This window comes from Buttiauxella cochleicola (assembly GCF_021282435.1).
Lineage (GTDB): Bacteria > Pseudomonadota > Gammaproteobacteria > Enterobacterales > Enterobacteriaceae > Buttiauxella > Buttiauxella massiliensis.
On record NZ_JAJSOT010000005.1, the window covers coordinates 12,862 to 34,424 of the forward strand.

General features: G+C 44.7%; 21 protein-coding genes and 1 pseudogene. 13 read left to right on the forward strand and 9 right to left on the reverse strand.

Features of this window, described 5'->3' with window-relative positions:
• Positions 1-25: 25 nt before the first annotated feature.
• Together LVQ77_RS12810 and LVQ77_RS12815 are read right to left on the reverse strand one after the other, a co-directional pair.
• Positions 26-703 carry a hypothetical protein gene (locus LVQ77_RS12810; protein ID WP_232904606.1) on the reverse strand — a complete coding sequence of 226 codons (678 nt, stop codon included), beginning with the start codon at positions 701-703 and terminating at the stop codon, positions 26-28.
• 288 nt (positions 704-991) lie between these two features.
• Positions 992-1,885, reverse strand: coding sequence for a GTPase family protein (locus tag LVQ77_RS12815; protein WP_232904607.1), 894 nt, complete (start codon positions 1,883-1,885; stop codon positions 992-994).
• A 98-nt stretch (positions 1,886-1,983) separates the two neighbouring features.
• On the opposite strand from LVQ77_RS12815, the gene LVQ77_RS12820 reads away from it, so the two are divergent.
• The gene (locus LVQ77_RS12820; protein ID WP_232904608.1) at positions 1,984-2,871 is read left to right on the forward strand and encodes a hypothetical protein; all 888 of its coding nucleotides are present in this window, start codon (positions 1,984-1,986) and stop codon (positions 2,869-2,871) included.
• 17 nt (positions 2,872-2,888) lie between these two features.
• Here the strand turns inward: LVQ77_RS12820 and LVQ77_RS12825 are convergent, their stop codons facing one another.
• The gene (locus LVQ77_RS12825; protein ID WP_232904609.1) at positions 2,889-3,674 is read right to left on the reverse strand and encodes a hypothetical protein; all 786 of its coding nucleotides are present in this window, start codon (positions 3,672-3,674) and stop codon (positions 2,889-2,891) included.
• A 473-nt stretch (positions 3,675-4,147) separates the two neighbouring features.
• On the opposite strand from LVQ77_RS12825, the gene LVQ77_RS12830 reads away from it, so the two are divergent.
• The 8 genes and pseudogenes from LVQ77_RS12830 to LVQ77_RS12860 all read left to right on the forward strand — a co-directional run.
• Positions 4,148-4,306, forward strand: coding sequence for a helix-turn-helix transcriptional regulator (locus LVQ77_RS12830; RefSeq protein ID WP_370645043.1), 159 nt, complete (start codon positions 4,148-4,150; stop codon positions 4,304-4,306).
• Between the two features lie 404 nt (positions 4,307-4,710).
• A complete protein-coding gene (locus LVQ77_RS12835; RefSeq protein WP_232904611.1) occupies positions 4,711-5,340 on the forward strand; it encodes a YagK/YfjJ domain-containing protein in 630 nt (209 codons plus the stop codon).
• Positions 5,341-5,567: 227 nt separating this feature from the next.
• Entirely contained in the window at positions 5,568-5,723 is a 156-nt protein-coding gene (locus tag LVQ77_RS22365; protein ID WP_370645044.1) for a YagK/YfjJ domain-containing protein, read from the forward strand.
• A gap of 135 nt (positions 5,724-5,858) precedes the next feature.
• Positions 5,859-6,092: a helix-turn-helix transcriptional regulator gene (locus LVQ77_RS12840; RefSeq protein ID WP_232904612.1), complete on the forward strand. Its 234-nt coding sequence runs from the start codon at positions 5,859-5,861 to the stop codon at positions 6,090-6,092.
• A gap of 50 nt (positions 6,093-6,142) precedes the next feature.
• Entirely contained in the window at positions 6,143-6,553 is a 411-nt protein-coding gene (locus tag LVQ77_RS12845; protein WP_232904613.1) for a zinc-ribbon domain-containing protein, read from the forward strand.
• Between the two features lie 420 nt (positions 6,554-6,973).
• The gene (locus LVQ77_RS12850) at positions 6,974-7,204 is read left to right on the forward strand and encodes a hypothetical protein (RefSeq protein ID WP_232904614.1); all 231 of its coding nucleotides are present in this window, start codon (positions 6,974-6,976) and stop codon (positions 7,202-7,204) included.
• Between the two features lie 95 nt (positions 7,205-7,299).
• Positions 7,300-7,872 (forward strand): UCP030791 family putative phage-derived protein, encoded by a 573-nt coding sequence (locus LVQ77_RS12855; RefSeq protein ID WP_232904615.1) that lies wholly within the window; start codon positions 7,300-7,302, stop codon positions 7,870-7,872.
• Positions 7,873-7,937: 65 nt separating this feature from the next.
• Positions 7,938-8,098: pseudogene (locus tag LVQ77_RS12860) on the forward strand (IS3 family transposase); the annotation flags it as partial.
• Between the two features lie 196 nt (positions 8,099-8,294).
• On the opposite strand, the gene LVQ77_RS12865 reads toward LVQ77_RS12860, so the two are convergent.
• Positions 8,295-10,568, reverse strand: coding sequence for a Rab family GTPase (locus LVQ77_RS12865; RefSeq protein WP_232904616.1), 2,274 nt, complete (start codon positions 10,566-10,568; stop codon positions 8,295-8,297).
• Between the two features lie 513 nt (positions 10,569-11,081).
• Positions 11,082-12,065 carry a toll/interleukin-1 receptor domain-containing protein gene (locus tag LVQ77_RS12870; protein ID WP_232904617.1) on the reverse strand — a complete coding sequence of 328 codons (984 nt, stop codon included), beginning with the start codon at positions 12,063-12,065 and terminating at the stop codon, positions 11,082-11,084.
• A gap of 237 nt (positions 12,066-12,302) precedes the next feature.
• Between LVQ77_RS12870 and LVQ77_RS12875 the strand changes: the two genes are divergently transcribed.
• Together LVQ77_RS12875 and LVQ77_RS12880 are read left to right on the forward strand one after the other, a co-directional pair.
• Positions 12,303-13,022, forward strand: coding sequence for a hypothetical protein (locus LVQ77_RS12875; protein WP_232904618.1), 720 nt, complete (start codon positions 12,303-12,305; stop codon positions 13,020-13,022).
• Between the two features lie 9 nt (positions 13,023-13,031).
• On the forward strand, positions 13,032-14,144 hold the full coding sequence (locus tag LVQ77_RS12880; RefSeq protein WP_232904619.1) for a helix-turn-helix domain-containing protein: 1,113 nt from the start codon (positions 13,032-13,034) through the stop codon (positions 14,142-14,144).
• A 211-nt stretch (positions 14,145-14,355) separates the two neighbouring features.
• Here LVQ77_RS12880 and LVQ77_RS12885 read toward each other — a convergent pair whose 3' ends face one another.
• A complete protein-coding gene (locus LVQ77_RS12885; RefSeq protein WP_232904620.1) occupies positions 14,356-14,958 on the reverse strand; it encodes a histidine phosphatase family protein in 603 nt (200 codons plus the stop codon).
• A 93-nt stretch (positions 14,959-15,051) separates the two neighbouring features.
• Positions 15,052-15,378, reverse strand: coding sequence for an NIPSNAP family protein (locus LVQ77_RS12890; RefSeq protein ID WP_232904764.1), 327 nt, complete (start codon positions 15,376-15,378; stop codon positions 15,052-15,054).
• Positions 15,379-15,786: 408 nt separating this feature from the next.
• Between LVQ77_RS12890 and LVQ77_RS12895 the strand changes: the two genes are divergently transcribed.
• Positions 15,787-16,737, forward strand: a complete 951-nt coding sequence (locus LVQ77_RS12895) for a PIN domain-containing protein (protein ID WP_232904621.1) — start codon at positions 15,787-15,789, stop codon at positions 16,735-16,737.
• A 422-nt stretch (positions 16,738-17,159) separates the two neighbouring features.
• On the forward strand, positions 17,160-17,669 hold the full coding sequence (locus tag LVQ77_RS12900; RefSeq protein WP_232904622.1) for a hypothetical protein: 510 nt from the start codon (positions 17,160-17,162) through the stop codon (positions 17,667-17,669).
• 232 nt (positions 17,670-17,901) lie between these two features.
• Here the strand turns inward: LVQ77_RS12900 and LVQ77_RS12905 are convergent, their stop codons facing one another.
• Together LVQ77_RS12905 and LVQ77_RS12910 are read right to left on the reverse strand one after the other, a co-directional pair.
• Positions 17,902-18,771 carry a restriction endonuclease gene (locus tag LVQ77_RS12905; RefSeq protein ID WP_232904623.1) on the reverse strand — a complete coding sequence of 290 codons (870 nt, stop codon included), beginning with the start codon at positions 18,769-18,771 and terminating at the stop codon, positions 17,902-17,904.
• A complete protein-coding gene (locus LVQ77_RS12910) occupies positions 18,768-21,518 on the reverse strand; it encodes a phospholipase D-like domain-containing anti-phage protein (RefSeq protein ID WP_232904624.1) in 2,751 nt (916 codons plus the stop codon). Before LVQ77_RS12910 ends, LVQ77_RS12905 begins: the two co-directional genes overlap by 4 nt.
• Between the last annotated feature and the right edge of the window lie 45 nt (positions 21,519-21,563).

The following is a 21,563-nucleotide window of genomic DNA, read 5'->3' on the forward strand; positions in this document are numbered from 1 at the left end:
TAAAGATGGTGTTACTGATAAACTGTTATTGCCCCATAGACTCCACTTTTGCACCAGTGGCCTTACCATCAGCGCCAACGGTGACGAGCACCTTATCGTAAGTGCGATATCCCGCATTGTAGACTTCAAAAACCACAGTATTACCCTTCACTTCATAGCTGCCAAAGTCAGCAGCATCTGCCGTTTCACTGTCATACTCCTTTATGTAAGCCTGCCTGGCTGCCTTCATGACGGAGCCTTTATTAATCTGCGGAATGCTACTTGTTGTGCCGGTCGCCAGAGCGGGAACATACTTCGGGCAAACCTTCATCATGTCACCGCGGGTAAATGACAGTTGCCCGCCAAACACCTGCAGGGTTGAAACCTCCTGAGCTGCAATGGAGACAATCGCCTTTTTAGCTGCAGCTGTAGCTTGCCCGCCTTCAACTTCAACGGCTTTAAACCCTGTTTGCTGGTTGCACATCTGGGAAGTGGGAACCAGATTACCGTTTATATTAATGCGACTGCCCATAAGCTCCTGCGGACCACTGGGACATCCCTGTAACTGGCCGAATATGCCAATAGTGTCATTTTTCAGCATCACCAGTGCCTGACCGTCTTCCGTCATGGTCTGGCACCAGCCGTTTTTCACGGCCCAGTTGCCTGCCTCAGCCGACACCGAAGCGGCTGACAAAATGAGTGCTATTGCTGCCTGAATTTTCATATATCACCTTATGGATAAATCAGAAGCTGCAACGGGAAAGATAAAGAAACGGGCAAAAGCGCAGCGGCCTGGCTTTGCATCCTTGCCTTCATACACTTCCCTGTCATCCAGACCCCTGAAGCCTTCTGCGAAAGAAATCCCATTACTTTTGATAGGTAAAAGCGATCAACAGGGAATAATTCATCGATATTTTAATAGATATAAACGATCGATATTTGATTATTGATCGTTTTTACAGATCAATATACTGCTTTTTGAGCACCTGTTTCTGGCCCAGTGCCGACTGTTTCAGCCAAACAATCTGTCCCACAGGCCCGTCGCCAGCTGCACCAGTTTCTCGCGTAACTGCAACAGCAACGCACGCCAGCCCGAGGGCAGCGAGTTCGGGTCAATCACAGAATCAAAAGCAGTCCCTGCCAGTTCACCGAAACACTGGCGTACAGCGGAGTCACTTTCAGAGCTTTGATGTTCAGGTTTTAGCTGACGATAAACAGCGCTACTGGCCTGGGGCGGTAAGGCATGTACCATCAACTCCACCAGAGCGGGCAGGTTGTAACGGGTATGTGCGGAAACGGCCATTACGGGGAAAGAGGATGGCAGCTGGCCTGCAACCAGCGCACTGACTGCAGCAAGCGAAAGGCACTGTTCAGCAGAGGGCAATGCCTGCCGCAGCTCTCCCTCTGGAAGGGGTGGAATGCGATCGGCCTGGGTTACCACAAACAGAAAGCGTGAATGATCGGCACCGCAAGCCAGCAGTGCCCTGTGTGTCGCGATATCTGTTGCCCGGGCACGTTCATCTGCACGCAGCACCCAGATAATCAAATCCAGCTCAGCCAGCAATTTCTGATACAGCGGCAGATATTCTTCATCGTATTCTGGTGTCTCACCCACGCCAGGCAAATCAACCAGCGTCATACTGCGCTCACCTACGGTCAGTAACAGACGCTGGGGTTCGCGGGTACAGGCGGTTAAATCACTGGTGAGGCAGACGGGCTGCTGAAAAAGGGCATTACACAGTGAACTCTTGCCCGCACCGCTTTTACCCATAATGCCAATCACGGGCTCGTAGTGAATGGCCTGCTGCAGTCGGAAAAGAACACGTTCAGTAGCCTGTTGCGGTAAGAAGTTAAGGCAGGTGCGCAGAACATCACTGGTATCCTGCGATTCGGGGATTTGAGACATAAATTACTCCTGTGAAAAGTCACACCGGAAGATGGCTAACCGGCTATTCACAGAGGTAATATAGTCGTGAAATTTTCTTCAATAGGGATAATGCCTGGATGGATATTAAAACAATGAACCCGAGGCAAGAATTCCTTAAAACTATTCAGTATGAAAAAATCTCGATAGCGATCCGGGCAGGTAAAATCTGGCTCGCGACTCAGAGAATGCTCAAGCGAACCGGTAAAACTTTCTCAATTGAAAGCAGTGAAAATAGTTCTGACAAGATGACATTCAGTTTTGATGAAATCCGGCATTTGTACTTGTTGCAGCTGGCTGCGACTCACATCAAAAGCGTTAGAGGTTATTCCTCCTGGGTTGAAATATCTCTTCTTCAGGAACGAGTTCCTCGTTTAGTGTCGTGGGCCACTTCGCACATGATTATCCCAAGCTCAGTACGAAGAAAAGTTGATGCTTACAGGCAGATAAAAACGTCATCAGAAAAACAACAATCCACCTCAGTCAAAGAGTTTTCTGGAAGTCTGTACTCTGCACTTCATCAGGCGCTTGAATCCAAACCCGCTGCCGATAAACTTATTTCTCAATTACCCTCGACACATGAAGATGCGAGGAAAATAACTGAACCGGATATTAAAGCTTATGGCTATGTAGGAAAAACTATTGCACCCGTATTTGTACTTTTCACACTTGAGTGTAAACGGCTCGGATATAGCACAGAGCATGAAGTTTTGTTGCGTCTGCAAAGATTAATTAAAGATAGTGATAAATTAAACATGCTTGGTAATAGCTTATATTTCACCTTTCTTTATCCGGACGACGAAGATCTTTTCAGTCATTTCTTTATTGAATATCAGAAAGGAACAAAATCATCAGGTGAGCGTGAGGTTTATGCGACAAAATTCATACAGGATGTTTACTCTCGCTATTTGCATACTGCAAATAAACGTAATTATATTAAGAGAAAACATAAGAAGTGGTCAGAATAGCCACTTCTTCGAGAATATTAGTCAATGCTTCCATGCAAGATTAATTGTTCTATGATCGATTGCTGTGTCGCCCCTCGTTCACTGACCATTTTATCAAGTCGTGCTTTAGCATGCCTGCTTATTTTTACGCTAATTTGCGTTTTCAGTTTATCTTTTGCGGTGCTTTTTATTTTATTATAAGCAGCCTTGAAATTTGATATTAAATAATTTTTGTATTTGATGGCTTCCTTCTGATGTATGTACTCAACAATAAATGGCTCATCAAAAACAGCAATAATTGCCATATGACGCTCACTCATACTTCGTGGCTGAAACCAGGATGATAAACCTTTGTTTTTAAATTCAGGTAAAGCCCTGATATATTTCCACGCCCACTGTGTGGTGTGTTCATTCCGGGGGAGCCAGGACATATCTTTGATCTTATCCTCAATAAAAAACCATTCATTCTGCATTTCACGCATGATCTTAAATGCTTCAGTCAAACCTTGTTTCTTTTCCATCACCTCGAAATATTTTTTAACAGCAACCAGGCGCTCCTCATGAATAGCTGGATCACTGTTTACCTCGAAGAACCTGTAGGGAACATCCTTATCATCTAGATCTGCGATCTGAATGCCTAAACATGAGCATGACGCACCCCTGATAAACAACCAACACCAGAATGTGGTACGTTCCGAATTTATCCAGTCCAGCAGACTGCTTTTATCTGCAGGAATGAACGTTGTGTTACGCCTTTTTGACTCAAGATCTTCCCCGTATTTTCGATACTCGTTGCGTTGCTCTAATAAGCTCTTTCCAGTCATCGTTCTTTCTCCTCGATGGGATAACTCCCTACTGAATTTGGTTCAAACCTTAACAGAAATGTCAATTGATTTATCTACACCTCAGATTTGAAATGTTTAAAACATTTCGAAAAATAGTCATCAATAAAAAATACATGCCTGTTTCATGTGGTCAAAAATCACTGATTACCATGAGAAGTGCGTAACTTAATGCTGGCTACAGAAGATGACGCTTTATGACGATGCTGACAAGTTTATTGATGAAAAACTGCTCTGAACCTTTCGACCTGAAGGCATACGTCATGGCATTACGGTAATTTTTTACATTTAAACCTGTGGTATGAGAAGGATGCCCGTTACCCCACTAGTAGCAACCAGGCACCTCTCCCGACATCACACTAACTTACGGGAGCATCACCATGACAAACAAAACTCATCCGATATCGGCCATTACCCCGGCATCAACATCTGTACTGAACGACCAGCTTGTAGACATGACTTTTATCACCACCTTTTGCGGTGTAAGTGATAAGTGGATCTACCGACAAATTCAGCTCGGCCACTTACCTGGGCCGATTAAGCTGGGTCGCAGCTCGCGATGGCTTAGAAGCGAGATTGAGGAATGGTTGCAAAAACGAGTCTGTAGCAGATGACGGGATATATAACTCCAGAATCTGCTTTACCCCACCAGATGCAATAACGCCAGAGGAATTATCCATACCAGACAGAAATTTAAATCCACTTCATGTCGGATATAAATATATTAAATTAATGATGGATTACAATCACTATCAATACCTATTAACCGGTAATGACACACTTTAGCTTTCGATACCTGTTGGTTATTAACGCCTGTTAACCAGTAATACACTTTAATGATTAGCACCCCTTGCTCATGACACTCTTTATCAACGATGCCCTCCTTGTTTATAAATATCACAGTCACTAAGTCAGAACCCGTTAGTCATTCCACATCAACAAATTTCACTCAAGATCTACCCATGAATTTCTGATTGAAATACCAACCAGAATAAACCTTCCCCAGCCGGAGTCAGCCATGCCTGTAAATTATTATCACCATCCTCCATACATCGCACGCATTCTGCAAACCGTCAACTCTGCAGTCAGTATCCATTCCCAGTTGGCGTGTTTCTTTATCACGTTAAGATTTCCTCAAAACGCCACAGGTCGTGATGATGATGAAGCTATTTCGCGTTTTATTGATGCCCTGAAATACCAGATTAACGCCTACATTGATTTCAAGCGTTCGGAGGGTAAACGTGTGCATTCGACTACGCTGCATTATATCTGGGCTCGAGAGTTTGGTCCCCGTAATGGTAATAAACATTACCACGTCGATCTGATGCTCAATAAAAACACATTTCATCAGTTGGGTCATTACATCCTGCCTGACTCAGGACCGGGATCGCTGGCAAATTTGATCCAGAGAGCATGGTGCAGTGCACTCAAATTACCAACAGAATCACATGCCAGTCTCGCCAGTTTTCCATCTGATTTTCCGTGCATGTGGATTGAAAATAACAACCCTTTCCAGCGTACGGATGCGGAACAACGGATGTTTTATCTGGCAAAGCGCTATACCAAACGCAATGGTGACGATAAACACTCTTTCGAATGCAGTCAGTCCAGACCCTCGCTGCTGAATGGCCGTAAAAGTCGCGTATAAATATTACCCCTGTACAGGGGGGAGCATCATGTGTAACGCCATCCTCTCACGGATACAAAGCCTGTAATTTCACTGTTGAGCAGTGTCTGCTGGTGGAGTATCCGGATCCTGACGGACAGTTCCAGGTCGTAGGTTACCGGAAGAGAACGGTGCGATTAGGCTTCTCAAACTATCAACCGGACTGAATTACGCTGGATTAGAAAGGATACGATGAATAGCAGTCGCTGATTCATTTCCCGACTAATGGTGTTTACATCCTTGACCGGGGCCAGCCCGACTTCGTTGAAACCTGGAATGACCTTGTGTTTGGTCTCAGCTATCTCGCCAAAGAAGACACCAAAGTCTACAGCCCACAGGAACGCTCAATGGGTTGCCAGAAGTAGTCTCAGCCTTAAGGGTAGTGACTACGGTAATTTATTACAGACGAACGTAATCCTCTGAAGGAGTACCGGCGAGCAATGTCACTCAACCGTGCCGGTCTTCTCCTGTCGTTAATCATTCAGAGGGAGAATCAACGTATGAATACCAAAACCAGTCCTGTACCTGCGACATCGCTACTGAACGCAGACGATCCGTTAATCGATATGAATTTCATCACCACGTACACGAACATGACCGACAAGTGGTTTTACAAACTTATTGGCGACAACCAGTTTCCCAAACCCATCAAGCTGGGGCGCAGTTCCCGTTGGCGTAAAAGTGAGGTGGAAGCCTGGATGCAGGAACGTGTGAATAAGTCTCGCCCGTACTGACGGTTTTAATTGAACAGGACAGCCCGTAATCCTCAGCAGAGAACTTCCCCATGCAACTCAGCTTCATCAAAATCCCTTACGCAGTGGCGCTACCGGATGGCGAACTGGTCGATGAAAACTACATCGGACATGCGCCTCTGGTGTGCGAATTCTGCGGTGTACAAATGGTGCAGGAAGTCGAATCAGATAACACTCTGTACTACCGGCATGTGCTGACGGGTGAGAACGCTATCGCCAGAGCGAAAGCCTGCAAATACCGTCATAACCCGGCAGGCGGTCAGCAGCCTTATCATGCCCTCAAACCTCTTGATTACCGTGCTCCAGTTCCGGCATGGGTCAAACAAACACTTCAGCACAAAACGAAGATACGCAACTGGCGATGCCTGTTATGTAAACACCGCTATTACGGCAATAAACAATGTCCCCGCTGCCATGACTGGACCTGCACGTTAGAAGCCTGAGGTCCTCGAACGGCTTGAATCAAATGTTCTTCAACTCTATCCATGCCCGGCAGGGTAAACGCTGTCGAGTATTTCTCATGCCTGTCGAAAAGGATAACGCGAGAATGAAACAAATTGAAAATACGCACGACGTAAAAGTGGTGGAATACCGTTCCTGTATAACCCAGTTAAACGCATATCTGGGTGGGTTCCACGGGTGCTGCAATGACGCTGAACGGCGTGACTGGCGTGCAAGGGCAATTGACCAGTTGAGCAAAGCGACATCGATCCGTTGCCATCGAACGAAGCCTGCCGATATCCGGCGGTTCAAATCGGTCTGTGAACGTCTTCAGCTATGCATCAACAGCGTCTCACCGGAAGGCCAGCTTTGCGCTCACACCGCCTGAATCCGCTGCCCCGTAATATTTTTGAGGTATAGGTATGAAACAAAAAGCAGCCAAAAGCGCCATCGATGAATTCGGGAATCTGGTCAATGCTAAAGATTTCCGGTTTCCCTCGATGTGGAAACTCTACTGCTTTCACTGCAGCCGCCCGATGACCCTCGTGCATCCTCAAGGTGACAGGGCAGCGTATTTCTTGCATGACATCACCTTGTTGACGCCAGGTGATTATATTGCCTGCCCCAACCTGGAAGCATTGCAGACTCCGTAATCATTTTACACAGGCAGCGGGAATGCTCTCTGTCCAACCATTCGTATCATCTTTCCCGTTGCCCTAATTCCCTATTTTCGAAGAAAGAGAAACCGATGATTCATTACGGTGAAAAAAACACACCCCGAACACGTACTGACAATACCGATGTCGTACTTATCCGGACAACTCTGCAGCAGGCAACGGATCATTATCCACGTCTGGCCGCTCTGGGTTTTACGCTTCAGCATGCAAATTCTCATCCAGGCGGAGATATGCAACAAAACCGTGCTCAACTACTTCGCTTCCATGCTGAAACCTATTGTCGTATCGGAGAATATGCAAAGGTGCGGACCAAATCAGGAAAGCTGTCTCAGCCCACGCTTCTGCGCTGGCTTTGGGAGGAGAAACATGTGTCTGCATGCAGGATGATGATGCTGTTCAATCTGGGGGTGTGCTATTCCCCCCGGCATGATGTTTCACCGGATGAGGAGATGCAGGCAATGATATCGTTGCTGATGGCAGCATGGAGGGATGTGGAGCCCGGCGGGAAGCTGGTGGAGATGACGGAATACCGGGCTGAGAGGACGAAACCAGTGGCTTTTGGAAAACATTATTCAGTTCTGCGGGAAGCTGCGTTGCGAATAACCAAACCTGTCGCTTATGCACGGAGTGGCCCAATAACCTAATTCTTATATCTTCGCTGTTTGTAGTCTTCGTTGTTCTTGCCTTAATCTATTCAGTCTGACATTCAAGCAATGGTATAGCAGAAAGCTTCGTGAAGACGATAAAGCGGGATTACATCAGCATCATGTCAAAAACGGACAGCGACGATGAATCTGACGTTGGCGTGCAGTCATTACACCGAACATCCCCCAAGGATACTGTTTGCCACGAGAATATATACGCGGGTAGTTAATGTAACCGTAAGAGAAAGAAGCGTCTGGTATATAGGGTAAAATCCCCCCTCATTGGCCCCTCTCTTTAAGCCGTCTTAAATGACCCTTAGGTGTTTGTTAAAACCGTAGTGGTTCTATATGAAAAAAGTTAAGGGGAGTCGTCTACTCCCCAATGTTGATTACAAGTCTTCTAGAAAATCTGAGCTAACATACTACGCAAGTTTAGCTCCGACCTGTTCACAGGTACTTTCCAATACTACCGCTACTTCGTGCAGGAAAGAGTTCCGATCAGGCGATGGAGTCTCGTCAGGAATCGGTGCTGCCCTCTTGTATATTCTCTCACCGATAATTGAAGCACGTGAGTAGCTAGAACCAGGCCCAGACAGGCTGAACGCAGACTGCCATTCCGGCATTCTTTCGGTCCGAACGCGGCGGCTGGCAAGATCTAGAATTTTCGCGGATAGTGTGTTTGCTAGGCTATCGAATACCTGCTGCTTATGCTCATCGCTGGTAGGTTCTGATGGCTCCCATTTAACTGGGTTTTGTAGCAGAACGTAAAGTCGATCCTGGAGTTGTTTGCGGAGATCTGCAACCGGTTTAAGATTGTCGTATTCATCGCCGAGTCCAGGTGTGCTAAGACGCCGACTTAACGCCCAAATACGTTTCCAGTGCTCTTTGCAAATACCTGGCTTATAGGTGAGGCCCAATCGAGGCCACCATGTATCCTGGAAGCTCTCAGCAGCGTTCTTCACCGCCAGAACAAGATTCATGCGGTCATACACGGGTTTCTCGGGCACAGGAGAAGGCTTTTCCACAATGGCATCAATGGCGGACAATAATGCCTTCATCTGACCAATGGTCCGCCTATGAGCCTTTTTACTGCCATCTAAGTGTTCGTCGATACTACCGAAGAAGAAACACGCTTCCTTTAACCGGCTGCGAAGGGCTCTCTCCGCGAATCGACCCAGTTCCTCGCCGATTGAGGCTAAGACATTTTCAGCGGAAGCTAGGATATGCTGCTCTTTAGCCGCTGCGTTAGGCAAATTATCACCCTTGACCTCGTCGAAATGTGAGAACACAAGCAGAAGTTTGCTGGCGCAACCCGACGTGATCATCTCCTTCATTGCTGCAACTGGTGCTGCTTGCATCGGCTGGATCGCATTGTCAACAAGCACTATGGCATCTGTTGATTCTATACGCCGGGTCAATGATGTCGAGATTGTTGCCACTGATTTGGGGGTATGACCTAGCCCTTCACCATCAAGTAGTACAAGCTTGGGCTGTTGCCCATTGTTCCAAGCTGGCAAGAATGCCCCTGCGACACGGATACCGTTAACCAGGGGAGTCAGCAAATGTCCGAAACGTGGTGAATGGTTACTTGAGAATCGTGTTATTGTCTTAATGAAACTCTCTCGGTCGTCCGTCTCCCATGACCACGATTGTGGCCAACCCTGCTTGTTGCGACGTATCTTACCGTCTGTCAGTAGAATGAAACGTAATTCGATCTCGTCCATCAGCTCGTCGCTAATACTGTGGAACTCATTATCTTCACGTAAATGGCGTTCAAGCTCTTCCTCAAATAGTTCATCGACGACTCGTTGATCCTTCTCGTCAATTGCACCAAGTTCAGTTTTAAGCTGATCTCCATAACGAACAGCGATGGCACGTAGAGTGGTTATACTCCTACTAAGCAATGCATTCGTATCATCAATGTTGATTGCATTGTCAGTGATAAACTCATCAGCCGGTTCAACAGTGATATTTTCGTCTTCGTCGTCATCATCGTCGTCTGTTACCGCTACCTGTGGCCCGTTACCCAATAGATAGTTAAACCGGAACCTCTGATTCACGTGCATCAGCAATTTGCGTAGAATTACGTTGTCACTATCTCCACGGTAGGCTGATAAAACAGCTTCCGAGAGACATTCATTCAGGTGTTCACGGACTTCGTCGATGGGGCAAAATGTGACAACTGCCCGGTACGGACCTGGCGCAAGAACAACCTCAGTTTCATGCACCGTAGTCTTTGCAGTCGATGTTGAGGGAAAACGTTCTGTATCCGGATCTGTACCGATCAGCTGTCGCAATAATGTTGTCTTACCTGCGCCAGTTGTTCCAAGGAGTAGCACCCGCCGATAATCGGAGTTTTCGGCTGTTGGTAGAGGAATAATTGACTCACGAATTGCGCCGAAGTCACTCTGTTCAGGATCCATGCCGTAGTAGAAGATTTCCACAACCCGGAGAGGGAACCGCTTTTCAGCGTCGGCCTTAGCTTGCAGACTCCAATAGCGATCTTCCGCAAGTAATTGGTTGAGTTGATCTTTCAAAGCGCTAGCCTCGGCCTCATCTGGTGTCCCAAGCCCTTGACGGACTCGCAAGCCCGGTTTTCTAGTGCTTTGGTCAATACGAACCGGATGGCGAAAGATCACGGCCCATGCATTGCGGCCCTGTGACCGGCTTAGGGTTGCGACAAAGCGTTTTTCCACGTCAGACCTCGTTGTTCAATTGTTGTTCTTATATTCAATATTTGCAGAACTAAACTCGGTCGTCAAACTACATCGGAACAACCATAGAACAACGTTAATCCGGAGTGATAAATCATATCGACTAGACAGCGATGAGCAATGGCCGTTTCTGTGTGTCGGAGGATTATATCTATATCAACAACACCGCCTCCATCACTCACCGGAGCAATTATTTCGATGTCATAACAATGAGTTATATCAACGTCATCGTGGGAATTATTCGGCTGGCGAAGCTGGAGCAAAACAAAAAAATAAAGGTGTTTTTGTACAGGCATGCCCTAGTGGAAACGCGTCACTTTTTGGGACTGTAACGCAATCGCGTTGAGGATAAATCGGGCGTGAAAACTTGCTTCAAAGCGAACATATCCCTCATCAGTTTGTTCAGGGGTATCAACAGTTTCAGCGATGTGTTTTTCTTTATCAAACTGGTGGGTAAACTCCAATAGTACCGAGCCGTTACAATGACATATTGAATCACCTGGACACGCGCTGCTTAATTACTCCGAAAAACATTCCCCACAGATGTTCTGACATCCCTTCGTTGGTCAACACCCCCTCCCGCGGGGCTCCACTACTAAAGCCTCCCATCAAAGCACGAAACCCTAGAGTTTGGCCGTTATCAACAAGGGTCAGACTTTCGTTATAGCTATTTCGGACAACGTTTTCTTGGCTATAACAGATATCTCCCATTCCATGGTGTTGATTGCCACGCCAGATACCACATTGACCAACCTTGCTACCGTTAATATACACCGCGCAAGTGAAGGAATTCGCATCAATTCGGTGGAAATCGACGTCTAACCCAGCATGGTGTTTCTTGAGTTCATCCAACGAGTTCTCAAAATAACGGGCGACATACTCAAAACCTTCTCGTCGGGCTCGATCTTTATCAAGGTCGGTAAAGGTCTTTGGTAGAGAAAGATTGCTAGAGCGTGGAGTAAAAACTGTCTCTGTTGCCTGATACACCGCATTCCCCGTAGTGGGAGAAGGGACATGCACATTCTGTTTTGGCTTTTTCGCTTCCATACTGGCAATAGCACGAGAGACGGCATCGAAGACCTGAACATAACCTTCATCGTGGCTGGCAAATTTGGTGATGGGTTTACCATCGATTGTCGCCGCCATAATGCTGCCGAACGGCAACTGGTGCCAAGCACATTCTCGTAAGATCACAGGAATAACCACTGCCTCACCCCGCTTGTGACGTTCCATCGGGTTGGTCATTTCAACCTGATAGCAGTAATCGGAGGCAATGAAATCGCTACTGATGAGCAAAAGAATAATATCGGCTTCGAAAAAATAATGATCAATCTGGTGTTCAAATTCCAGCCCAGGATCGATGCGACGATCGTGCCATGTAGTGATTTTCTCCATCCGCTTGAGGGGCGAAAGATGTTTCTCAAGCTCATTGCGTAGTGCTTCATCTACTTGGGAATAAGAAAAAACAAGGCTAATCATAATGGTGCAGACTCCTGAGGCGCAGCAATTGACTAATTCTATTCTGCCTCAGATATAGGTAAAGGGCACTTTTCTCACTATTTTTTATGGTTATTACTTTCTCGATTTTTTTGCTTTTCACACACTTTAATAGTCAGGTTAGCAATACGCCTTCACTGGCATTGCATCCAGTAATTTTCTTGTTTTCACACCTCAAGTGAGGTATAAAAAACGGAAAACCCATAAGAGGCACTGCCAATGTACTCTCATAATCTCGCAAAAACTGTCGTGCTAGCTGACCCTGGTGACGTTGAGTCCTATCTGCAGCCTATGAATCTTAGCCAAAGTGATCTTGGCCGTATCCTCGAACGAGGGTTATCAGGTCGTTACTCAACGACCCAAAACCACCCTGCAATTTCACGTGGGCAGTATTTTTATGGTGAGGGAGTTAGCGGTGCTCGTGAGATTCTTGCGCCAAAAGGGTACAAACGGCTATCTATTCGAAATGTTGAATTAACCGTTAGCGATAATGTTGCAATTTACCTATGCCGTGGCTGCGATCAAACTGGGCTTCTTCATGGATACCCCGAATCTCGCCTGAAGAAAGGTGACTTTACTTGCGAATTGATGGGGTTGATTCACAACAATACCCCAGGACAAGGAAATCTCAAGCTCGACGATAACCAACTTAAGTTGGACCTTGATCTACCCGAAGGTGATGTTATCCCTCTCCTACCGAATAAAATCGGAATGGACTTATGGTTTTTACTCTACGATTTTTATGAAATCGATGACTTTCACCGTGTAGGTATCCGTGCAGAGCTTTCTCGACCGATCTCGTACAACGATAAAAATGTTGTTAATAGCTTTTCTACACGTTTGATACTTGATATTCAAGGACCTGAGCCGATTATCCAGAGTAATGATGCACCACGATTTACGCCGGATATCAACCTCGACATTTTAAAAGTAGGCTAAATATGTACCATGTTTAATTCAGAGCGTTTACGTATAGCAAGAGAACGAAGAGGTCTGACACAAAGAGCCTTAGCCGAAGCAGCTGAATTGACCAGCAGAACGATTTCGAACTATGAGAAGGCAGGTATCTTTGACGCTATAGCCAGTGACAGTATGGATAAAATATCTGCTGTTCTTGGTTACCCTGTTGAGTTTTTCCTAGACAGAGACGTTCCCTCTCTTTCTCCTGAATCTGTTAGTTTTCGAGCAATGACTAAGCTAAGCGCGCAGAAGAGAGATTCCGCGCTTGGTGCAGGCAAACTTGCCCAAGAGTTATCGATCTGGATTGAAGAACAATTTAAACTACCGACACCCAATATTCCTGATTGTAGCTTCGATGGTTATTCGGAACCTGATCGCGCCGCCCGAGCAGTGAGAGAACACTGGGGAGTCGGTGAATTATCGATTTCTAACTTAATTCACCTTCTGGAAGCAAATGGTGTGCGTGTGTTCTCGCTCGCTGAAAATTGCATTGAAGTTGATGCTTTTTCATTTTGGATTGACGAAAAACCATTTGTTCTTCTGAACACAATGAAAACACCGGAGCGTAGCCGCTTCGATGCAGCTCATGAATTAGGTCATTTAGTTCTTCACAAACATTCGAGCAATAATGGAAGGCAAGCTGAGCTAGATGCCGACCGCTTTGCATCATCTTTTTTGATGCCTGAACGTAGTGTTTTGGCGACAGTCCCAAGAATGCCATCGCTGGATCTACTTATCTCAATGAAAAAAAATTGGAAAGTATCACTCGCAGCTTTGGTCCGTCGCACATTCGATGTGGGTTTATCTACCGAATGGCATTATCGACAGTTATCAATTGAGTTAGCTCGGCGGGGGTATCGGACCAGCGAACCACAAGGCATGGACGATCGTGAGAGATCACTTGTATTAGAAAAGGTATTTTCAGCACTGCGTTCAGGTGGGATCAAGCGTAGTACGATCCTCGAACAATTGCGGTTCCCTGCAGATGAAGTAAGTGCTCTTACCTTCAGCAATAGCTTCTTTATGGGCTCCATTGATGGGGAAGGCTTATCTGAGCAAACCTCTGGTAAACGCCCTCCACATTTGAGTTTGGTTAAGTAGATTTGAATGAATATGGCTTCTACTTGCCATATTCATTTTACAGCAGCGACTACATCTAGTAATCATGTGTATTAACTCAGATTTGAACTGACACAATTCTGGCACAGAGCCAGATCTAATCTGACTGTCCGCTCTGTGCTATGAGTTCAACTGGTCGATGCAACGCTATCCTCAATAAAGGGGGACGTTGCCATGAAACGAAGAACGCGGATTAACTACACGCCAAGGCGGACATAAAACCTATGCGGTAGGTAAACTCATTGAGCATGTACTTAATGATGTTTGTAAACGCCTTCCAGTTTCCCTTCCCAGAACGACTCTGTTTTTTCCAACCCAAAGAGATGAGTTCCCTTGCGATAAGTTCATTCATGACGCCATGCCCCATCAACAGCACAGTTCCCTTGAACTTGTTAGCAACATTTATAAGTATTTCTGCCCCCTGAAAAGCACGCTTTTTTGCCTTTCCCAATGACTCGGTCTTACTGGACATGCCACAGAGCCATATTGCACGAAATAAAACGGCCCAGCATGTAGGTGATAAACGGAAACATGGGATCAGGTCAACTTCTCTGAATACTTCATCAATTAAGCCAGGTTCATACCCTAATGCTCTCAGGGAAGAAAGCGCTCTGGGTAAAGGACTGCTTATAATCTGCAACGTACAGGATGACAATAATTTGCTTGATTCCGGAGGCGTGTCGTTACCTGTATCGGAGATATTATATTGTTCAATCCAGTCAGCCATTTCACGGGAAGTCACTTTTGGAGAACCAGTGTAGGTGGGCTTTCCATGATGCATCAAAATAATTTCCATATTGTGCTTCCTGTTATCATTGCTCGACCGCACACGAAATAATGTGTTTAAACAATGCTGTTCTACCATCGGGTTTAGCGTTAGCCACAGCGATCACATTCTCAGATTATCAACAACTTTAGCACCGAGAATCAGGACTGATTTCACACTTGTTTCAATTCGATCAATGATTTCCGTCCGTGGGCCATTTATCCATGCATCGCTACGGTAAAATTCATCCTGTGAAGATTTCAAATGCGCGGGATCGTCGAAAGAACGGATCAAGTAATATGAATCTTCATCGTGTATAGAGTTACCAAAAGAAACTATATCCATTCCCGATGCACGATGAAGAGGCGTACTCTGCTCAACCATTATTTTATGGAAAGCATTTCCTGTCCCTCTCTTCAAGGTGTACTGCAATATCTCGACTATTCTCATCATTATTATTACCTGGTTGATGCCTATGATTTCTTTTTATCATAACGAAATGTTAATGGCACAATTAAATGAGATATCTACAATACAGGCCTTAGCCTCTACAACCCGACCTAGTTAATAGTCTGATGATTCTCAGGTCGTTTTCCCTGTGGGCATGAAACAACCGTTCAGATTCACTGATAGTCACATCATGCACACCAATCAGGCAAGCAAAGCCGAGTTGCATAAGTCCATCTGGCTCGACTTCCGATGCTCGCTCAAAGCCGCCGAGATTTTCGAGTGGCAGGTTAGTGCCATGAACGGAAGTATTCAATCTCTGAATATAACTACATTATTTTGATTCATTGTGTTTAAAATCACCTACTCATTTGATAATATTGGGAAAACCTAAATACATAAGGGATAATGATGAATGTGTTTATTGATACAAATCTTTATCTAGATTTTTATCGTATGGGGCAGGATAAGTTAGATGAACTAAATAAAGTATTTGCCCTGCATGACTATGGGCAACTAAAAATTTGGTTACCTGAGCTATTAAAAAATGAATTCTGGAGAAACCGTTCCAAAGTCGTTGCTGATAATATTAAAGAAATTGAGAAAGACTATAAACCATCTCTACCACATATTTTCAGGCAACATGTTGATCAGAAAACCTTTCTTAAAACTGTAAGTGATGCTAATAGACTTAAAAATAAAATATTCGAAGATATACAACAGCAATTTAAAGATGAAACCTTAGCAGCAGATTTGGTTATCAAAAAGATTTTTGATGCGGCAATAAAAATAAATGCTGATGATGCAACTATCGATAAAGGCAAGCGTCGTTTTGACTTAGGAAACCCACCCGGAAAGAATAAGTCTTACGGTGATGCAGTAAACTGGGAATGTTTGCTTGCTGCTATACCAGAAGGTGAAGATATATATCTTATTACAGAAGATGGTGACTATAAAAGTTCATTCATAAAAGATGATATGAATGAATATTTGAAATATGAATGGAAAACCAAGAAAAAGTCTGAACCACATATCTATGCAAGATTATCTGAGTTTATCAAGGAGCATTTTCCTCAAGCCAATAATTTAGCGGATATGGAAGTTAACTTGATTATCAAAGAATTAGAAGAATCAGCAAGTTTTGCTAGTACTCATCATGTTGTTTCGAAACTTCTGAAGTTCAAAGATTTTAAACAAGATCAAATTTTCAAGATCATAAATATATATTTTGATAATAATCAGGTTAGATATATCAAAGATGATCCCGATGTAAAAAGTTTAGCCCGAATGATAATTCAGCAAGGTGATGAGGAAAAAGATCCAGAGGGTATTCTTGAAACTTTCAGAGTAATGATTGACTAAAAAATAAAAATGGGAGATAAGATCTCCCATTAAGATATATGGAACAAACCCCTGCACATTATCTATTATCTTTGTACGCTACCATGGGTTATTTTTCGCTGCCTGGTTGACGACGGCCTAACGCACAGTCAGCCAAACGCGAAATTATGCGTCACGTAAATTTCTGCGGTTCCAGCGTTCAACCCCTTAATGTGCTTTGATAACCTCCAATGCCCTATATTCAATAACGTGCTGACAGATCTTTTTTGGGTGAGAAAACCACGACCGCCCCACAGATTGCAGATATGATGATTTCGAAGAACTCCCTCTGGGCCGTTCAAATTCGCTCTCGGGACAACCTTAACTGGTGCAGTTATATACAGAACTTCGACTCCCCTTAACTTTGTGTTAAATTCCAAGGATGAGTATAATTGGAGGTTGTTATGAAAATTGATTATGACGTAAGTCTTTACAGAGAAATCGCAAATTTTAGTGTAAATAAAGTAGTTCAAGTATTTAATAAAAAAGGTAGAAAAAGTACTATCCATATCACAAATATAACGCAACTTTCGTGGCAAAGTTTGCAATTACTAGTATCCAGTGGTTCAGATAGATTCAGTAAAATGGTATTTCTCTACCGAGAGTATTCCAAGCAGGGACAGATTTCTGAGTCAGCTATTAGAGGCAAACATCTTTCTTCGAATGAAACTAAGGAAATCAACGAGTATGTAAAAATTTTTCGAGAGCATGGTTGCACGAAACACCACGAAGTTAACGAAATTATAACCAAAAATAGATTGTGGGATAATTTCAAAACTATTCGTTCGTTAAACGATCATGGTGAATTTAAAGAAATTGAAGGTATTCAGCCGCAATATTTTGAGATTATTTGTAATATTCTTAAAATTTCTGGAGATAAAGGCTTACCACTTGATGGCTATAAAAAGTATTAAAGCAGCTAATGGGTCTGATGCAGGCTATACAAAAACGCATAATTCTCTTAGAGTTCCTATGCATGTAGATTAGGTTAGCCTTAAAGTGAACTTCCGCTGTTCGCTCGGAGCGGACTGTCAGATTTGATTGCATGCTGCCTGAGAAAACTGTCCGCTCAGGTTTGAGCTAATACAAATCATGACAACCAAACATCCATTCAAGTTCCTACTACGGAAAAATAACTAGCCGCTACTAAAGATTTAAAAACCAATCGGGTTCGATACTCACTTTCTCAACAAGCTCTGTTTTCACACCTAAACTGAGTTCCTTTAGCTTATCCGCTAACTGATCGCCATCAACTAAATCGATTGGGGCAACACCGTCACGGTTTGCTTCTTCTATGGCAGCTTTTGTGAAACTCCCAGTTGTAATAAACATTCCTCTATCTGCACGGCCCACAGTTGCACCCCGGAAATCTCGTATCTCTGGAGCCCCAATCGATCCCTTATATTTTTTGCACTGAAAAGCAATGTGAAAACTCATCAAACCATTTATTCTGGCAATGCCTTTACCATCTATGCCACCATCACCAGTACGGCCTGTAACTTCAACGTGAATAAAACCAGATTCTCGTAGAAGCCTTTGAGTTAATCTTTCAAACGCATCAGGACTCATTTCTTCAATCAATACATGATGTAACTTTTCGCGCCAGGCAAGCACTTCCTCCGGTGAATCATCAACAGACAATTCAGGTTTACTGGGATCCGTTGTAGCTTGGCTGGCTTTTCGGTCTAATGTACGAACAAAATTTACGATCTCACGACTATCGATTCCCGACACTTGTTTCGCTTTGTCCGTTAAGGTCCATACACCACGCGATGAATTCTCTAGATAACCCGCCTTTTTTAAGTAAGTGCGCGCCCAAGCTAAGCGATACCCGATCTCTGTCTGACTGCTTTTCTCCGGGTTATGTAAAATAGCCAAAGTTTCTTCATCAAACTTTTCTATATCGACCACAGTCTCATAGATTTCATCGATACTACCAGATCCCCCTAAGTTAACTAAGGCCTTCATTAATGGGACCATAAGCTGATCATAGGTAACCATTTTTTCAGAACTCATTTACTTTCCCCCCACCCAGACATCATTAACTCTGTGAAATCGCGACGCGAGAGCACGTTGGAGCAATCACGCCAATCTTTATCTGATGGAGACATTGTCTCTGTATAGCGCAGATCAAATCCATTAGCCTGCTTCTGGGCGTTAATATACTCATCCATTTTCTCACCCATAGTTTCAATATCTTCTATCCATTCATCCCGGATGGTGTCAGGCAAAGAGCCGAACAGATTGTAACGGTCCTGCATTCGTTCAGACAGTTTCTCATAAACCTTTTCGTCCACGGTTTGCTCGTTGACGAGATTAAGCATACTGACTTTTTCACGAACTTGACCAAAGCGCTTGATGCGGCCAATACGCTGCTCTAAACGTGTCGGGTTCCATGGCAAGTCAATATTGATCAACGTACCTAATGTCTGAAGGTTCAGGCCTTCACAAGCGGCATCCGTTGCAACCATGATCTCAAGTTGATGCTCAGCAACCATACGCTTAAGCGTTTCCCTTTCAATACTGACACTTTCACCCTTTTGATAAAGGCGGCTGCGACCTGCTCCAGCATAAAGACCTACAGCCTGATTAGGGTAACGTTCAGCAAGTGAGTCGGCGACCCACTTAGCAGTGTCGTAATACTGGCTGAAAATAATGACTCCAAATTTCAGCCACTTTTCCTTATCAAGGTAATGAATCACAGCGTTGAGTTTCGGATCTTCTTTTATATGCTCAAGTCTGGTTATCATCCTTTCCAGAACCTCAATTTCATCCGGACTTTCGGCTTTAATCTCAATCAGCTGTTCATCACTTTCCTCGCTAACAGTCCGGCCAGCCAATAGCATTCGGGCCGTATTTAACCCAGCAGCAATACTCGAGCAAATCCGTTGTTCCATAAGGTTTTTCATGAAGCCACTGCCTTTCCCATTCAGAGCAAGGGCTTTGCCAAAATGTCGTGCCTCTGCGTAAGCTTGTCGGAAGTCCTCGCTTGTTCTCAAGGCTTTCCCTTCGAACAGAGAATTAAATTGGTGAACTTCCTTTGCCAACTCCCGATCAGGATGAACATCTACACCTATACGGGGCAAAAGACCGGCATCTTCAAGCGTTACACGTTTGCGCAAAACGATGTGACGGATTAATGGGTTTTCACGCTGAAAAAAACTGGCACCAGCAATATCTCTGTCCAGCTCATCTTCAAGATATTCTGTTGAGTCCTCTGAAAGATCAGAGAGCGTATTCTTTATATCCCATTTGTCATTTTGATAAATTAAGCCCAAATCCTGACGAATAGAGCTGAATAAGCGGCGTGCATTCTGTTCATTAGTTGAATCCACGACTGGCAATGGTGAACGAAGCAGTTCCCACGCAAAACCGGGTTCAGTAACACTCTGCTCGCCCGATAATATAGGTAACACTTCCTGTGGGCGATGCCATTTGGCAAAGTCATTGCCGAGTACAAAATTACCGCTACCTTGATGTAAGATGCCAATCAAGTCCCATAAATCTGCAGGGTTGGTTTGAATGGGGGTAGCCGTGCCCAAAATGACATGATCTGAGCGTGCAGCGATTTCACGCATGAAAGTGAGTAGCTCATTATACGAACCAGCATCTTTGCCAAATCCTTGTCTGCTACGCGCTTTATGAGCTTCATCCAATATCGCCACACCAAAATGCAATCCCAACAAATGTTGCTTCTCTAACGAGTCACGCATCATTAGACCCGTGGATACAATTCCTACGCGAAGCGGACACTTTGCAATATGCTCTTGCCCAGTTGGCGAGATGATCCTCCCTTCAGGATCTAACCAAGCTTTCTTTTGGGTATGCCACCTAGCACAGGGAATGCCCAGCTTATCAATCATCTCCACTTGCCATTGCTCACAAAGCGTGGCTGGGGCAAAAATAATAACGGGCTTGCGCTTCTTATTATCGCGATCGCTAAGTAAACACAATGAAAGTGCAGCAGTAGCCATCGAAAGGGTTTTTCCAAGACCAACTTCATCAGCAATCAATAAGCGTACAATGCCATGGTTGTGGTAATGCCGAATGCACTCACTGACAAACCCTTGCTGCCAAGGCTGTAAGGAAAATCCCTGCCGATAAAGTGGAGACTCGATCAGCGCTGCAGGAGCTACATCATCATCTTCAACGATATCTTCAAATAAAACCTCTCTGCGATAGCCACGCCGCTTCACCTCACGAATAACCGCTTCAGGTAACGGGCGAGCAGCGTTCCACAAAAAATTGAACTCCTGCTCAATCCACGCAACACCTTCCGGGGATTCATCTTCCCAGAGAATTTCATAATGCCGCTGCCAGCCACTGCTGGTTTCGTTCATAGAGCCAATGAAGCCAACTTTTCTCCCATCAGCAAGCTCAATAACACCTGCTTTACCGTGCAAAAATCCACAAATACTGTCAGGAGCGACTCGAATTACTTGACCATGTTTGGCCAGAAAACTGTCAAGTCGACGATAACGGTCGCGGTTGAGTAAACTTTCAGCTTCAATGTCCCTCTCATTCCAGCGGCCTATCATCTTGGACTCACGAAGCTGAGCCACTTTCAGGTCACAAGGATGGATATCCACATTGCATACAATTTTTACATCCGGGATAGAATCAAGTAGCTCGTTGGCCACCTCAAAGAGTGAGCTCGTAAAGTAACCAGCTATTCGTTTGTAGCTGCGAGCATCTTCGAGGTGCTCGAGCAGGAAGCTATTGTCGAGTCTATGTGTGCGTGACGAAAATCGCCGAATGCTCATTGATGTAGAATCTCCATCCAGGTTATTACCCAACTAATCGTTTCA

Coding starts and splice junctions, on each gene's coding strand:
- LVQ77_RS12810 (WP_232904606.1), bottom strand. CDS start 703: ATGAAAATTCAGGCAGCAATAGCACTCATTTTGTCAGCCGCTTCGGTG.
- LVQ77_RS12815 (WP_232904607.1), bottom strand. CDS start 1,885: ATGTCTCAAATCCCCGAATCGCAGGATACCAGTGATGTTCTGCGCACC.
- LVQ77_RS12820 (WP_232904608.1), top strand. CDS start 1,984: ATGGATATTAAAACAATGAACCCGAGGCAAGAATTCCTTAAAACTATT.
- LVQ77_RS12825 (WP_232904609.1), bottom strand. CDS start 3,674: ATGACTGGAAAGAGCTTATTAGAGCAACGCAACGAGTATCGAAAATAC.
- LVQ77_RS12830 (WP_370645043.1), top strand. CDS start 4,148: ATGACTTTTATCACCACCTTTTGCGGTGTAAGTGATAAGTGGATCTAC.
- LVQ77_RS12835 (WP_232904611.1), top strand. CDS start 4,711: ATGCCTGTAAATTATTATCACCATCCTCCATACATCGCACGCATTCTG.
- LVQ77_RS12840 (WP_232904612.1), top strand. CDS start 5,859: ATGAATACCAAAACCAGTCCTGTACCTGCGACATCGCTACTGAACGCA.
- LVQ77_RS12845 (WP_232904613.1), top strand. CDS start 6,143: ATGCAACTCAGCTTCATCAAAATCCCTTACGCAGTGGCGCTACCGGAT.
- LVQ77_RS12850 (WP_232904614.1), top strand. CDS start 6,974: ATGAAACAAAAAGCAGCCAAAAGCGCCATCGATGAATTCGGGAATCTG.
- LVQ77_RS12855 (WP_232904615.1), top strand. CDS start 7,300: ATGATTCATTACGGTGAAAAAAACACACCCCGAACACGTACTGACAAT.
- LVQ77_RS12870 (WP_232904617.1), bottom strand. CDS start 12,065: ATGATTAGCCTTGTTTTTTCTTATTCCCAAGTAGATGAAGCACTACGC.
- LVQ77_RS12875 (WP_232904618.1), top strand. CDS start 12,303: ATGTACTCTCATAATCTCGCAAAAACTGTCGTGCTAGCTGACCCTGGT.
- LVQ77_RS12880 (WP_232904619.1), top strand. CDS start 13,032: ATGTTTAATTCAGAGCGTTTACGTATAGCAAGAGAACGAAGAGGTCTG.
- LVQ77_RS12885 (WP_232904620.1), bottom strand. CDS start 14,958: ATGGAAATTATTTTGATGCATCATGGAAAGCCCACCTACACTGGTTCT.
- LVQ77_RS12890 (WP_232904764.1), bottom strand. CDS start 15,378: ATGAGAATAGTCGAGATATTGCAGTACACCTTGAAGAGAGGGACAGGA.
- LVQ77_RS12895 (WP_232904621.1), top strand. CDS start 15,787: ATGAATGTGTTTATTGATACAAATCTTTATCTAGATTTTTATCGTATG.
- LVQ77_RS12900 (WP_232904622.1), top strand. CDS start 17,160: ATGAAAATTGATTATGACGTAAGTCTTTACAGAGAAATCGCAAATTTT.
- LVQ77_RS12905 (WP_232904623.1), bottom strand. CDS start 18,771: ATGAGTTCTGAAAAAATGGTTACCTATGATCAGCTTATGGTCCCATTA.
- LVQ77_RS12910 (WP_232904624.1), bottom strand. CDS start 21,518: ATGAGCATTCGGCGATTTTCGTCACGCACACATAGACTCGACAATAGC.